10 protein-coding genes are annotated in these 14,488 nt (G+C 45.0%); 4 read left to right on the top strand and 6 right to left on the bottom strand.

Features of this window, described 5'->3' with window-relative positions; all coding sequences use genetic code 11:
- From hxpB to NG22_RS17135, 3 genes are all read right to left on the bottom strand, one after another.
- Positions 1-520, bottom strand: a 520-nt coding sequence (gene hxpB / locus NG22_RS17145) for a hexitol phosphatase HxpB (RefSeq protein WP_157601191.1), incomplete at its 3' end; no start/stop codon positions are given.
- Positions 521-563: 43 nt separating this feature from the next.
- Positions 564-1,703: an N-acetyl-alpha-D-glucosaminyl L-malate synthase BshA gene (bshA, locus tag NG22_RS17140; protein ID WP_053406831.1), complete on the bottom strand. Its 1,140-nt coding sequence runs from the start codon at positions 1,701-1,703 to the stop codon at positions 564-566.
- Positions 1,700-4,669, bottom strand: coding sequence for a glycoside hydrolase family 3 N-terminal domain-containing protein (locus NG22_RS17135; RefSeq protein ID WP_053406830.1), 2,970 nt, complete (start codon positions 4,667-4,669; stop codon positions 1,700-1,702). The genes bshA and NG22_RS17135 overlap by 4 nt, the downstream gene beginning before the upstream one ends.
- A gap of 126 nt (positions 4,670-4,795) precedes the next feature.
- On the opposite strand from NG22_RS17135, the gene NG22_RS17130 reads away from it, so the two are divergent.
- The 4 genes from NG22_RS17130 (at position 4,796) to NG22_RS17115 (ending at position 9,102) form a co-directional block, all read left to right on the top strand.
- Complete coding sequence (locus NG22_RS17130; protein WP_053406829.1) at positions 4,796-5,146, top strand: hypothetical protein; 351 nt, start codon at positions 4,796-4,798, stop codon at positions 5,144-5,146.
- Positions 5,147-5,185: 39 nt separating this feature from the next.
- A complete protein-coding gene (gene mutL / locus NG22_RS17125; protein WP_053406828.1) occupies positions 5,186-7,183 on the top strand; it encodes a DNA mismatch repair endonuclease MutL in 1,998 nt (665 codons plus the stop codon).
- A gap of 120 nt (positions 7,184-7,303) precedes the next feature.
- Positions 7,304-8,128, top strand: a complete 825-nt coding sequence (locus NG22_RS17120; RefSeq protein WP_053406827.1) for a rhomboid family intramembrane serine protease — start codon at positions 7,304-7,306, stop codon at positions 8,126-8,128.
- A 185-nt stretch (positions 8,129-8,313) separates the two neighbouring features.
- Positions 8,314-9,102 carry a rhomboid family intramembrane serine protease gene (locus NG22_RS17115; protein ID WP_253275709.1) on the top strand — a complete coding sequence of 263 codons (789 nt, stop codon included), beginning with the start codon at positions 8,314-8,316 and terminating at the stop codon, positions 9,100-9,102.
- 55 nt (positions 9,103-9,157) lie between these two features.
- Here the strand turns inward: NG22_RS17115 and NG22_RS17110 are convergent, their stop codons facing one another.
- From NG22_RS17110 to NG22_RS17090, 3 genes are all read right to left on the bottom strand, one after another.
- Entirely contained in the window at positions 9,158-9,589 is a 432-nt protein-coding gene (locus NG22_RS17110) for a hypothetical protein (RefSeq protein ID WP_157601189.1), read from the bottom strand.
- Between the two features lie 97 nt (positions 9,590-9,686).
- Positions 9,687-10,715: a phenylalanine--tRNA ligase subunit alpha gene (locus tag NG22_RS17105; protein WP_053406824.1), complete on the bottom strand. Its 1,029-nt coding sequence runs from the start codon at positions 10,713-10,715 to the stop codon at positions 9,687-9,689.
- A gap of 2,104 nt (positions 10,716-12,819) precedes the next feature.
- Positions 12,820-14,451 carry a hypothetical protein gene (locus tag NG22_RS17090; protein ID WP_053406821.1) on the bottom strand — a complete coding sequence of 544 codons (1,632 nt, stop codon included), beginning with the start codon at positions 14,449-14,451 and terminating at the stop codon, positions 12,820-12,822.
- Positions 14,452-14,488: the final 37 nt, after the last annotated feature.

Here is a 14,488-nt window from a genome sequence, read left to right as displayed (position 1 = left end):
CCACCAATCCATGGAAGGAATCCTCAAATACCAGGCATTCATCCGGATGGACACCTAATTCCTTAGCGGTACTAATAAATACGGAAGGGTGCGGCTTTCCGTACTCCTCCTGCATGCCCGAACGTAATATTTGGAGATGCGCTCCTATGCCCATCTTTTTAACGAAAGAGGTAATCAATTGCATAGGAGAAGAAGAAGCCAGGGCCATAGGCAGCTTTTTTTCTTTGAAAAAAGCGATGGTCTGATGAACCCCGGGCAGGGTTTCACCCTTTTCCCAGGCCAAACGGTCCACTTCCTGCAGGATTTCTTCTTTTATTTCTTCCTGACTTTTGCCTTCCCAGGGGTATTTGCGGTACCAATAGGCGATCACTTCATCAGTTCTCAAGCCCATGGTTTGCTGAGCACTCTCCCAGGTCATGGGCACGCCCACCTTATTAAAAATCTCAATCATGGCTTCCCGCCACAGTGGCTCTGAATCTATCAGCAAGCCATCCATATCGAATATTACTGCTTTTATCACGGCTTTTGAATTATGAAAAAAGGGAGAAAAAATCTCCCCTGCATTAAGATACTTTATTTTTAAAGGCTTCCATTACCTGCTCATAATAAGCTTCATATTTCGGCAGAATATTGGAAATATCAAATTCCTTTGCTCTGGCCAGGGCATTGGCTTTGAAGGTAGGTAAATTCTCATCTTTCAGGATGGTTAAAGCATTTTTCACCATATCCTCCACATCCCCTACATCTGACAAGAATCCGGAATACCCATGTTTATTCAACTCCGGAATTCCTCCGGCATTGGAGGTGATCACCGGCACCTCACAGGCCATCGCTTCCAATGCCGCCAGTCCGAAAGATTCTTTCTCGGAAGGCATGATGAACAAGTCTGCCACGGACAGCACTTCTTCCACCACATCCAGCTTTCCCAGGAAGCGGATATCCGCACAAGCGCCTAACTCCCGACAAAGCGCCTCCGCCTCCGGACGATCCGGCCCATCTCCCACCATCAAAAGCTTGCAGGGGATTTCTGCTCGCACCTTATCAAATACCCGGATGACATCATTCACCCTTTTCACCGCTCTGAAGTTGGAGGTATGCACCAATAGCTTCTCCCCATGCGGACAGATAGCGGTTTTGAAATGCTCCTTGGGTTGCTTTTTGAAGCGGGCCAAATCTATAAAATTCGGAATCACCTCTATTTCTTTCTTGATATTGAAATGTGAAAAGGTGTCTTTTCTCAGATCATCAGAAACAGAGGTAATTCCATCGGAAGCATTGATACTGAAAGTCACTACCGGAGCGTAGGTGGCATCTTTTCCCACCAAGGTGATATCAGTCCCGTGCAGGGTAGTTACCACAGGAATAAAGATGCCCTCTTCTGCCAAAATTTGCTTGGCCATAAAAGCGGCCGAAGCGTGGGGAATGGCGTAATGTACATGCAAAATATCCAGCTGCTCATACTTGACGACATCCACCAGCTTGGAGGCCAGGGCCAACTCATAGGGTGGGTATTTAAACAAAGGATAAGAGCGGATACCGACCTCGTGGTAAAATAAATTCTCATTGAAAAAGTCTAATCTACGAGGCTGGGAGTAGGTAATAAAATGCACTTCGTGTCCTTCAATCGAAAGGGCTTTTCCCAGTTCTGTGGCCACTACTCCACTACCTCCATAGGTCGGATAACATACTATTCCTATTTTCATGGTGTCTGTTCCTTTAAGTATTGGTCTGTTACGGTTCGATCGTTTATCGATTCATAGACCAGATCATGTATGGCTGGTCGAATGTTATATTTCAATAATTTATTATTTCTGGATGTTGGGTAAGTCCTGTTGGACAGAAAAATATAAACTAATTCATATTCCGGATCTGCCCAAACTAAAGTACCGGTAAATCCGGAGTGACCATAAGAATCACGGCTGGCATACTTACTTGCTGAACTCTTGCGGGCTCTCTCCAAATGGGGTTTATCCCAGCCCAGCCCTCTTCGGTTCTGCCGATATTGTTGCTTCGTAAACTCCTCCACTACCTGAGGAGAAAAATAGCGGATGCCTCCATAATAGCCGCCCTGCAAATTCATCTGCATCACCTTGGCTAAGTCAAGCGCATCTCCGAACAGCCCGGCATGCCCCCAGGCACCTCCATGCATGGCCGCATGGGGGTCATTCACATCTCCGGCCAGGAGGGTGTTTCGAAAATAAGTATCTTTCTCCGAAGGAATTATCCGGGAAGCCGGCACCCTGTTTTTGGGACGAAAACCTAAAGAAGTAGCCCCAAGACTGGCATAAAGCTGATTTTCCACAAACTCCTCCATGGGCTGATTCAAAATATCGCAGCTCAACTCATACATCATGTACATGCCAATATCCGAATATCGGTAATTGAAGGGTTTGTTGAAGCGATTATCCGGTTTTTGGCGCAGGGGGCTTTGCACAGCCCAGGCCCAAAGGGAATCAGGCAAGTGATTAAGGGCATATAGCCCTGATGACACCGGCACCCGGTAGTTGGTTTTTTGCACCTTTGAATAAAACTGGGGATTAGGCTTTTTATCCACCATGGTGGAATCCCAAAAAGGATAATAAGCGAATAAGCCTGCCTGGTGGGCCAAGATATCCCGGAGGATCATATTTTCTTTATTCGTTCCTTTTAGCTCCGGCAGATAGGCGGAGGCTTTTTTATCAATATCCACCAGGCCCTGTCCGTACAGGTACATCATCACCTGATTCGTGGCGGCTACTTTTGTTACGGAGGCCAAGTCATACAAATCGGTGGTTCTGACCTTTTTCTTTTTATTATAAGTATGATAGCCATAGGCCTTATCAAAAATAATTCTTCCGTTACGAGCCACCAACACCTGCATGCCCGGAGTCGCTTTCAATGCCATGGCACGCTGAGCGATAGAGTCAATTTTATCCAGTACCTGATGGTTCATGCCTTCCATCTCAGGTGTCCCTGAACGCAACCTTCGCAAATATTGAGTTCCCAGGCCTGTACCGGCAGGAAATAAAACCCCTGCGGAAACGGGTAATTTACCTTTGGCTGGAATCGCGCCAAAGATTAAAGCCGCGGCCGCCTGATAGGCTTCTTCCACCTCATCATAGGCGCAAATCAGATGATGCATGGGCGTTAGGTACTCCAAAGCATATGGATTTCCGAAAGCTACGGTAATCACCTGATGTCCTTTCTGCTGCAGGCGCTCTATCAGCAGCTGCTGCTCCCGGTGGATACCATACCTGCTTTTGGAGGAATTGTTCATCCCATGAATCCCCACCACAATCACTTCATATTTCGACAACTTCTCCTCCACCTTTCGGATATGTTCCAAACTACTCTTGGGAGCCAGGGCCATACTTTCCACATCGGCGTATCGGTTCAGGTATTCGTCCAGTTTCACTTTAGGAGATTTACTATTCAAGGCCAAATAAGCAAATTGGGTCGTATCCAGGACCTGAATGGGCAAATAATCGTCCCGGTTTGTCGCTAATGTGACGGCCTCCTCATACATTTTAAATCTTAAAGCCTTCACCGCAGGGGTGTTTAAGGCCTCCGCCAGACCAACAGTGGACAAAGGCTGAAAATTATTCAATCCATAATCGGCCTTGGCCCTTAAAATTTTATTTACACTCGTCTCCAGCTGGATGGAATCCAAAACCCCTTCCTTTAGCGCATCCTGAATGGCGGCAATGGCTTTCGGCACATTAGAAGGAAAAAGCAAGACATCATTGCCGGCCACCAGTGCCTGCACCTCGGCTTGTCCTACCTCAAAGTTTTTGGCCACAGCTCCCATATTCAGCGCATCGGTGAAGACCAGCCCATCGAATCGTAAATCCTGACGAAGGATGCCTTTAATCACTTTATCCGATAATGATGCCGGCCTATTGGGACGATCGTCGATCAGCGGCAACTGCAAATGCCCCACCATTACCGACTGTACACCTCCCTGAATCAGGCTGCGGAAGGGTTGAAGCTCCACCTCATTCAGTCGGGTGCGTCCAAAAGGAATAACGGGCAAGGCATAGTGAGAGTCTTTTCCGGTATCTCCATGACCGGGGAAATGCTTGGCATTGGCCATCACTCCATTGCGCTGCATCCCATTGACGTAAGCCTGTGATTTTTGGGTCACATTGGAGCTTTTCTCCCCAAAAGACCGGGTGCCAATGACCGGATTTGCCGGATTCACATTGATGTCCGCCACCGGCGCAAAGTTCACCTGCATGCCCAGTCGCTTAAACTGTTCCGCCACCAAGGCTCCCATTTCCTCCACTAATTGACCATTGGGTAATGCCCCCAAAGTCATTTGCCTTGGAAAAGACGGCACACTGTCCAGTCGCATGGATACGCCCCATTCGGCATCCATCCCTACCCACAAGGGGGTTTGGGCCATTTGCTGATAATGATTCAGTAAATTCACCTGCCGCACCGGGCCACCCTGAAAAAATATCAGGCCACCCACATGATAGTCACGAATAAGACGTTCTATCATCTTTTTTTCTTCACTCCCTTTATTAGAGTAAGCCGCCACCATGAACAGCTGACCTATGCGCTGCTCGGGCGTCATGGCCTGATAAACACTATCGGCCCAATGTTGGGAAATATTGGATTGCCCCTGCGCAATAAATTTTAATAAAAAAATGGCACTAAGGAGGAAGACACTAACTTTTTTTCTCATCGAGGGGTTCAGACTTTGACCAAAAATGAATAATCCGCTAATTTTACGTCAGAAGCGAAAATGCGATGATTACGGTTTAAATCAAAATCATTAAATTTGCATTACGCTCATCAAACAAAAAAAATTATGAGACTTCCATCACTCTTCAAAACTCCGAAACATCAACAATTCCATATTAAGCCTCGCTACTATGATCCGGTTAAGGAATATGTAGAGGAAAGGAGAAGAGTTGTAGCATCTCAAATGAAGGAGGAAGCGGATGGTGACAAAGACCGCTATTCCGCTAATATTCGAGCGGGCTTTGACCGCAGCCGGGGCAAGGCCACCAGCCCCAAAGCCGGAATGGCACAGGGACTGATGGTAGTGGGCTTAACCGTTACCATGGCGATTTACTGGTTCTACGGAGATTGGGCCTTATATTTTTTCGGAATCTTTATTGCTGCTTATATTTACATGAAAGTAAAAGGCATTTTATAATTTCCCATTCTATTCCCTACCTCAAAGGTTTAAATTTGCATGTCAGATATTATTAAATTACTTCCCGATGCACTGGCCAATCAGATCGCTGCCGGGGAAGTAGTACAGCGTCCGGCCTCCGTGGTGAAGGAGTTGATGGAAAATGCCATTGACGCCGGTGCTAATGAAATTCAGGTGATCATCAAAAATGCCGGAAAATCACTTATTCAGGTAATCGATAATGGCAAAGGCATGAGCCCCTCCGATGCCCGCATGAGTTTTGAGCGACATGCCACTTCCAAGATCAGTACTTCTGAGGACTTGTTTTCCATCCAAACCATGGGGTTTCGTGGTGAGGCCATAGCCTCCATAGCCGCGGTAGCGCAGGTAGAGCTGAAAACCAAACAGGAGATTGATGAGGTAGGCACGATGATTCTCAATGAAGGATCGGAATTCAAAGAGCAAAATCCTGTGGCAGCCCCTCAGGGAACATCTTTTGCCGTAAAGAATTTATTTTACAATGTGCCGGCCAGAAGAAAGTTCCTGAAAAGTAATCAGGTAGAGCAAAAGCACATTATTGATGATTTCCAACGATTAGCCCTGGCGCATCCGGAAATAGGCTTTTCCCTGAACCTGAATGATCGGGAGGTGTTCAAATTACCCAAAAGCAAGCTTTCCCAGAGGATCGTCAATATTTTTGGTAAAAACCACCGCCGTCAGTTGGTGCCTCTGGAGGAGGAGGTTCCCAATCTGAAAATCACCGGCTATGTGGGCAAGCCGGAAGGCGCTAAGAAAACCCGGGGAGAACAATTCATCTTTGTCAACAACCGCTTTATAAAAAGCAGCTACCTCAACCATGCCATCACCAATGCCTACGAAGGGCTGCTGAATAAGGACAGCTTTCCTTTTTATGTCATTTTTCTGGAGATGGATCCGGGGCAGATTGACATCAACGTTCACCCCACCAAAACAGAGATTAAGTTTGATGATGAAAAAACGGTCTATGCCATTTTACAGGCTACCGTTCGTCAGGCCATTGGCTCGCATCATCTGGCACCGGCCCTGGATTTTGACAGCAATGTCAACTTTACGCCTTTGCTGAATATAGATGCCAGCCCGGAAGAGTTGGATCAGGAAATGATTTCTACCAAAGGCAAGGATGACACTCCGATCCAAGCTCGTGACCAGGAGGCTGCCTCCTTTATACAATCCCTGGGACAGCAAAGTGAGCCTAAGCCTGCGGTTAAGGAAAACAATATCTTCCGCTCACAAGCCAATAGCAGCAGCTGGGAAAAATCTTTCGAAGCAGAGGGCAAGCGGGATGATTATGCCCCTATGCCGGAGGTGGTTCAAAAAAGCGCGGAACGACCTGTCTCTTATTCTCGCCCAGCTTCTAGTACTAGCAGCCCGCAAAGCATCACCTTTGAAAGTGCCGCCAACCAAATGCGGAAGCGTGACCGCCTGAGTTCGGAATTTCTGGATACCGAAGAGATCCAACATCCTTTTCAGGTATTAAATCGCTATATCGGGGTATCGTCCAACACCGGTCTGATGCTGATTGATCAGCAGGCGGCCCATGAGCGGGTATTGTACGAAAAATATGCGGCCACCCTGGTGACCAAAACCGGTTCCTCCCAGCAATTTTTGTTTCCACAAAGCATTCCGCTCAATGTGGCGGACTACAATCTGGTGCTGGACCTGGAGGAAGAAATCCGCCATCTGGGATTTGACTTTGACCTGAAAGAGGGCAATGTCATCAGCCTGAATGGCATTCCTGCTGACTGCAACACCCAGGGCTCTGGAGAGCAGGCGCTTTTCGAAGGGCTACTGGAACAGTACAAACAAAATCAGCAGGATCTTTCCCTGAACCGTCAGGACAATATTGCCCGGGCCATTGCCAAAAGATCTTCCATCAAAAGTGGGACCCGCCTAACAGAGGAGGAAATGCGTAATCTGCTTGAGCAGCTTTTTGCCTGCGCTAACCCCAATTACGCCCCCAATGGGCAGAAAACTTTTTCCGTACTGGACGGCGATAAAATTGGCGATTTATTTCAATAATTCGTACAAGAATGCTTAAGCGTCTGGTATCGACATTATTTTATAAATATTATTATTTACATTTGACCTGTGCTTGTTCGCTTTAGTACAGGTCATTTTTCATTCTTTAAATAACCCTATATGTTCGGAAGAATCACTCCCATGGTGAAAAACCTGCTGATCATTAATGCAGCGGTGTACTTTTTGGCAGAATATATCCTTCCCGGCGTCACCAATTATGGCGCCTTAAGATACATCAATAGCACCTATTTCCTTCCTTTCCAGATTGTTACCTATATGTTTTTACATGGAGGTTTCTGGCACCTTTTCTCAAATATGTTTGGCTTGTTTATCTTTGGGCCGCTATTAGAGCAAGTGTGGGGGTCTAAAAGGTTTTTGGTTTACTATATGGCCTGCGGCATTGGAGCAGGAGTGCTGTATGCGGGCTCCGGTGGATTAGAAACCCTATATGTTAAAAACAGCCTGCAGCATTACCAGAAAATTGAACACCCCACTACCGCTGATTTTACGGATGTGATCAATGTATTGGAACGCCATGCGGACCAATACCTGAGAATCGGGGCCCTGCGCGACTTCAAATATGAGTATGCAGAACAGGGTGGCGGCAGCCAGTTTGAAGCGCAGAGTAAACAATTGGTTTATCAAATCTCTGAAGCTTATAGCAATGCCCGAGATCAGTTTTTACTCGTTGGTGCTTCCGGTGCTATATTTGGAATTATTCTGGCTTTCGGCCTATTATTCCCAGATATGCAACTGATGTTACTCTTTCCGCCAATCCCGATAAAGGCTAAATACCTGGTGATGTTCTATGGCGCCTACGAGTTTCTGTCAGGGGTTTCTCAACGCCCCGGAGACAATGTAGCGCATTTTGCCCACATTGCCGGCATGTTGGTAGGCTACCTCATCCTTCGCCAGTGGAAAAAGCAACATGGCAATTTTTATTAAAGCTTGGCCGGTAGTACAAACCGACCCCTTAATTTTTCGTTAATTCTTTAGTAAGACTGAGCACAAGAATGAACGGTATATTCAACGATTTTAAAAGCACCTGGAACCGGCCAAACAACGGTCTAATCCAATTAATTTTGATTAATGTCACTGTATTTTTCGCAGTGCTATTAACAAAAGTCATTATGACTTTTGCGGGATTTCGAGAGATTTATCTGGAGATGATGTCCTATCTGATGATCCCTGCGGACATCCACCAGTTTTTGTATAAACCCTGGACACTCTTCACTTATTTTTTCCTTCATGAAGCCCCTTTTCACCTGCTTTTCAATATGTTATTCCTGTATTGGTTCGGGAATATCATCATGGAGTTTAAGGGACCCGGAAAAGTGATTACCTTATACATCTTAGGGGGAGTGGCCGGTGGACTTTTCTACCTATTACTTTACAACACGCTTCCCTATTTTGCGGGAGATGTTGCTGGTAGTAAAATGTTGGGGGCCTCCGCTGGGGTATACGCTATAGTGGTAGGGGCTGCAGCCCTGGTCCCGAATTACAGAGTTAACCTGCTATTCTTTGGTTCTGTGGCCATCAAATACATTGCTGCGGTATATGTAGTGTTTTCTCTGGCCAACTCCACAGGTGGTAATGCGGGTGGTAATATTGCTCATTTGGCAGGAGCTGCTATTGGCTTTCTTTACATGAGTAATATCAACCGGCATAATATCGATTTCGGAAACTGGTTTTCCGGTATTGGCAGAAAGTTCAGCAATTTGTTTAAGCGTCCTTCCAAAATAAAGGTCACGCACAAAGCGGAATACAAAACCAATTATCGATACAATGCCAAGGCCAGTGGCAATATTGAAGTGGATCAGGCAGTAATTGATTCCATACTTGATAAAATCTCCGAAAGTGGCTATGAAAGCCTCACCAAGGAAGAAAAAGAAAAACTCTTCAATGCCAGCAAGAAATAAAAAAATCCCCTTCGACATATTCTCGAAGGGGATTTTTTTTGAGGCATCCTGTCTGTTACAGATTCTGAATGCGCAAAACATTCGGGCTTTCGACGGTCACCCGATATTCCAGTAAGGGATATAATGCAGGACCGGAAATATAACTGCCATCCCTCCCAAATCGGGATCCACATTCTGTACAAGGATCCACTAGTTGAGTATAATTCGTATCCCCATCAACACTGACCTGTACACAGCCATCATCTTCTAAAACCAAAGAACAGTGACGATCAAAGGCTCGGTAAGTCCCACCGCCAAAGTTAATCACCACGATACCTTTTAAACCACCGGACACGTATTTATAACCATTGGGCTGGTTAAGCGTAGGATCTGTTTGCAAACCCGTCACAGTGACATCCACATGTTTATAAGGTAATCTCGGCCCTTCATAGGAATCCGAACAAGCCATGAGCAGCACTAAAGTGCAAAGAGTTAAAAATTGTCGCATTGCTTCTTTTTGTTGGGTAAATAAAAAAGCAGGTTAATGAGGGAAGAAAAAAGGCATCAAAAATACTCTTGATGCCTTCCAGATATAAGCCAAAAGCTTATTTTATATTTTTAAACTGCTTCAGGAAGCGAACATCGTTTTCCGTAAACAGCCTCAAATCATTGATTTGGTAAAGCAGCATCGTAATACGCTCAATACCCATACCGAAAGCAAAACCGGAATATTTCTCCGGATCAATATTGGATGCTTTCAATACATTTGGATCTACCATACCAGCGCCACCAATTTCTACCCATCCAGTGTACTTACAGATGTTACATCCTTTACCCTTACAAATATTACAAGAGATGTCCACCTCCACAGAAGGCTCTGTAAATGGGAAGAATGACGGACGGAAACGGATCTTTGTATCCTTACCGAAAAGCTCTTTCACGAAGTGATAAAGCGTCTGCTTCAAATCCTTGAAAGAAACGTTCTCATCAATGTATAAGCCCTCCACCTGATGGAACACACAGTGCGCACGAGCAGAAATTGCCTCATTACGGTACACGCGGCCCGGAGATAAAGTACGAATCGGAGGCTTCTCATTTTCCATCACGCGTACCTGCACCGAAGAAGTATGCGTACGCAAAGCAATATCCGGATCACGCTCAATAAAGAAAGTATCCTGCATCTCACGCGCCGGGTGATTCTCCGGGAAGTTCAATGCCGAGAAGTTATGCCAATCATCCTCGATTTCCGGCCCTTCGGAAAGGTTAAAACCAATTCGCTCGAAAATCTCAATAATGCGGGCCTTGGTCGCCAAAATCGGGTGTTGAGCACCCAGCTGATCTGCCGCTGAAGGCAAAGTCAAATCCGGCACACTCTCCAATTTCTGATCCGTCGCCTTATTGTCCAAATCACTGACAAACTCCTTAAACTTGTCCTGTGCAAGGTTTTTCAATTCATTCAGGGTACGGCCCATTTCACGCTTGATTTCTGCATCCGCAGACTTCAAATCATTAAAAAGGTCACCCACTACCGACTTACGGCTGATGAATTTCATTCTATACTGCTCCAATTCCTCGGCAGTACCTACAATATAGCCTTCGATCTCCTTTTTGAGTTCTTCAACTTTCTCTTTCATAGATCATCTATCATTGACGGCCCAAATGGCCGGTACATATTCCAATTTAAGGTCACAAAATTAATCAAACCCCTTGGAAATAAAAATTAAAAGGCTCACAAGCTTAAACCTTGGGGCTCCAAAATATTTCACTTTCCAACTCAGAAAGTCCTCATTTCAGATATCCACCAATCATGATCTTGTATTTTTTTGAGGGGCCGTGCTTCGGTGCCCTCCGCACCGGGCTACAGGCAGTCGCTCTTTTTGTAGTTTTGGCTCCAAAGGACAAAAAGGAGCTCCAACAATGCCGGTATCCCTCGGCCGGGCGGGGCACTGCCCGCCGCATGGCTGAGCTACTTCCCGCTCCTAGCCACCTTACCCTCTCATGATTTAGCACAAATGACGCAGGCTTTGAATGATCCGCCACTGGTCTTTGCGTCCTCGCTAAGACTCAAAATCGAATGAGCGTCCGCTCATGAATCCGCTATACTTTGTTCCCTCCTCCCTTATCTTTTGAAAATCAATTCTAAAGTCCATTGGGTGAAATATAAGGCCAAAAACAGGCTGCTAATATTCATGCATGCATTACTCCTTTTTTTCATTTTTTCTTGATAAAAAACGAAACAAAAAAATCAAGGCTGTGATCAATTCTGGCGAGCCATGGAGACTGCTTCCGGAACCCCTCAAGGCGTTATTTGTACCATATCAAGAATAGAATATTATGTAGTGGAAATAACGCTATGAGGTATTCTTCTTCGGAAGCAGCACCCATGTCTTTCCGCCAATTGATCAAGGCCGGTAGGTTGTTGTGGAAGGTGCTGTAGTGGTGTGACAAGCATCTTATGGAAAGTAATCCCGCTGATATTAGAACAGAATCATTCGTGAAAATTAGCGGCATTCGTGGCAAAAAATCTCACAACCATTTCCCATCAGAGCAACACCTTGCCGCCACTGATTTCTACCACTGGTCTTTGAGTCCTCGCTAAGACCCAAAATCGAATGAGCGTCCGCTCTTAAATCCCCTATAATTTGTTCGCAACTTCCTTATCTTTTGAAAGTCAATTCTAAAGCTCATTGGGTGAAATATGAGGCCAAAAACAGGCTGCTAATATTCATGCATGCATTACTCCTTTTTTTCATTTTTTCTTGATAAAAAACGAAACAAAAAAATCAAGGCGGTGATCAATTCTGGCGAGCCATGGATACTGCTTCCGGAACCCCTCAAGGCGTTATTTTTACCATATCAGGAATAGAATATTATGTAGTGGAAATAACGCTATGAGGTCTTCTCCTTCGAAAGCAGCACCCATGCCTTTCCGCCAATTGATCAAGGCCGAAAGGTTGTAATGGAAGGTGCTGTATTGGGGTGACAAGCATCTAATGGAAAGCGTCCCACTGATATTAGAATAGAATCGTTCGTGAAAATTCGTGGCAAAAAATCTCACAACCACTTCCCATCAGAGCGACACTTTGCCACCACTGGTTTTTGCGTCCTCGCTAAGACCCAAAATCGAAGGAGCGTCCGCTCTTAAATCCCCTATAATTTGTTCGCAACTTCCTTATCTTTTAAAAGTCACTGTTAAAGCTCATTGGAAGAAATTTGAAGCCAAAAACAAACTTCATTTATCAATAAATGTAACAAGCTCTTTTTTCATTTTTTCTTGATAAAAAACGAAACAAAAAAATCAAGGCTGTGATCAATTCTGGCGAGCCATGGATACTGCTTCCGGAACCCCTCAAGGCGTTATTTGTACCATATCAAGAATAGAATATTATGTAGTGGAAATAACGCTATAAGGTCTTCTCCTTCGGAAGCAGCACCCATGCCTTTCCGCCAATTGATCAAGGCCGGTAAATTGTTGTGGAAAGTGCTGTAGTGGTATGTCAAGTGTCTAATAGGAAGCAATCCCACTGATATTAGAATGGAGTCATTCGTGGCAAAAAATACCCACCATTCTTTATGCGGACTGTCCCAAACCATGCCTTATAAAAAATACCACTTCAAATCAATTTGACTTAATAAAACCTATCCATGCCTACCAAGGAAGCTTTTCAAACTCCTCCCTCATTGCCCGCCTGGTTTTATATTGTTTCACCAAAGCCTCCCTTAGCGCTCTCGCTTCCTCTATCCCCCTTTTATGGTAGCCAGATTATCCAGATAAGCCGCTAAGGTTTCATAGGCCGGCCGCCCCATTTGCTTGGCCATTTGTTTTATCGCTTTTCGATAAATGATCTTCAACTCCTCTCCAAACGGAGTTTTCAATGGCGGGGTATATTTCATCACGATTGCCATATCCATTGAAGATTTCACTAATTCAAACAGTTCCCGAAACATTTGCTCTTCAGCAAAAACATTGGCCAAAGGATAATGAAAGGAATGTTCACCTTTGCATTCCACCTCCCACCTTTTGTCATTCATGATAGAAAACATCAATTCATTGCGAAGCAAAGGCCAGCTTTCTTCCCCAGCCAGCTTCTTCAACTTTCGGTAATAAACCAATGATACCGGATCCGCCAAATACATGAACTTTAACAATTGGATGGATTTATTCATGTCCCCAATCTGTGAAAACAAATCCAGCAAGGCCAATTGCCATTTTCTCACCCATTCGTCATCCTCCTTTTCCTGTGCTAAAGCAATGCCTTCTTTTAACAATACCTCTGCCTCCTCAAAAAGACTGTCCTCCATCAACTTCCCTATCCGAATTTGACGAAATTCATCAAACTGCAAATGATCTACAATCAGCTGATCCGCTTCTGCCGTTCTACCCTCCTTTTGAAATACATCGTATTGCTTTTGCAGAAGTTGATAGAGCACTTTTGAATTTTGAGATTGGGGATTTCCCTTCAGCTGCCCAATTTTGTAATCCAGATATTGCTTTTCAATCTCATCCTCCCCAAACTCCGCAACCACTTGTTGATACAACTCATACATTTGATCATCAAAGCAACCATAATTTCCATAGGCAGAATCCTGAAGCTGGTCATAAAGCCAAAGGCCTACTTTTTTCCTTAAATTTTTCGATTTGGTTTTTTCCAGTACTTTGCCAATATCCTCCAGCGCCATTTCTATCCCCATGCCACAATTACCCGAAGAATCATCGATTCCCCCCATCGCAGTGATTCCTTCCATAACGATAGCCGCTGAAATACAAAAAACCTCATTCCAATGTCCTGATCCCAAAAAATCATAAGCCAACTTTTCATATTGGTTAAGTTCCTCACTCACCCGAAAGCTCGCCTGATAATCGATATAGCCTTTATATTTATGCCGATCATAAATTTCCCCTATCTGTTGGCGATAATAGGGAATTTGATCAGAAATGATTTCCTCCCCCGCCCCTTGTAATTTTAGCTTCGCAAAGTTCCGAAAATCGGCTTGTCGTCTTCCAAAATCCAATACCAGCGCCTCCAGCTTCTTCCGGTCGGCATTTTTTATCAGCGCTTCCCAGCCCTTTTCCCGGGAACTCAACCTATAATCCAGGGAGTTTTCCTGGAGTACATTCGCCAGCAGCGCGATATGCTTACAAACATGCTGTTGGTCCGGACAGTCACATCGTAAATTACTGATAAACCCTTCGGGGCTTATTTTGAAACCTACCTGATACTCCTGACTACCTTCTGCAACCTCCCCACAATACCAATCCTCCTCCGTCTTCGTCAGGCTGACCAACTGACCATTTTGCAACATATCGTCGGCTGTCTCCAAAAGCTCTGGAGAAATATCATTAAAAAATTTTTCTAAGGATACATGCATAACCTAATGATCTAAAAAATGAAAAAGCCCGAAATCC

Origin of the sequence: Persicobacter sp. CCB-QB2, assembly GCF_001274635.1 — a bacterium.
GTDB lineage: Bacteria > Bacteroidota > Bacteroidia > Cytophagales > Cyclobacteriaceae > Persicobacter > Persicobacter diffluens.
Note: the sequence above shows the minus strand (reverse complement) of the source record. Positions and strands in the feature narration are given on the sequence as shown.

What these genes read in the sequence shown, in the direction of transcription:
- bshA (WP_053406831.1), bottom strand. Translation starts at nt 1,703, where the DNA reads ATGAAAATAGGAATAGTATGTTATCCGACCTATGGAGGTAGTGGAGTA.
- NG22_RS17135 (WP_053406830.1), bottom strand. Translation starts at nt 4,669, where the DNA reads ATGAGAAAAAAAGTTAGTGTCTTCCTCCTTAGTGCCATTTTTTTATTA.
- NG22_RS17130 (WP_053406829.1), top strand. Translation starts at nt 4,796, where the DNA reads ATGAGACTTCCATCACTCTTCAAAACTCCGAAACATCAACAATTCCAT.
- mutL (WP_053406828.1), top strand. Translation starts at nt 5,186, where the DNA reads ATGTCAGATATTATTAAATTACTTCCCGATGCACTGGCCAATCAGATC.
- NG22_RS17120 (WP_053406827.1), top strand. Translation starts at nt 7,304, where the DNA reads ATGTTCGGAAGAATCACTCCCATGGTGAAAAACCTGCTGATCATTAAT.
- NG22_RS17115 (WP_253275709.1), top strand. Translation starts at nt 8,314, where the DNA reads ATGACTTTTGCGGGATTTCGAGAGATTTATCTGGAGATGATGTCCTAT.
- NG22_RS17110 (WP_157601189.1), bottom strand. Translation starts at nt 9,589, where the DNA reads ATGCGACAATTTTTAACTCTTTGCACTTTAGTGCTGCTCATGGCTTGT.
- NG22_RS17105 (WP_053406824.1), bottom strand. Translation starts at nt 10,715, where the DNA reads ATGAAAGAGAAAGTTGAAGAACTCAAAAAGGAGATCGAAGGCTATATT.
- NG22_RS17090 (WP_053406821.1), bottom strand. Translation starts at nt 14,451, where the DNA reads ATGCATGTATCCTTAGAAAAATTTTTTAATGATATTTCTCCAGAGCTT.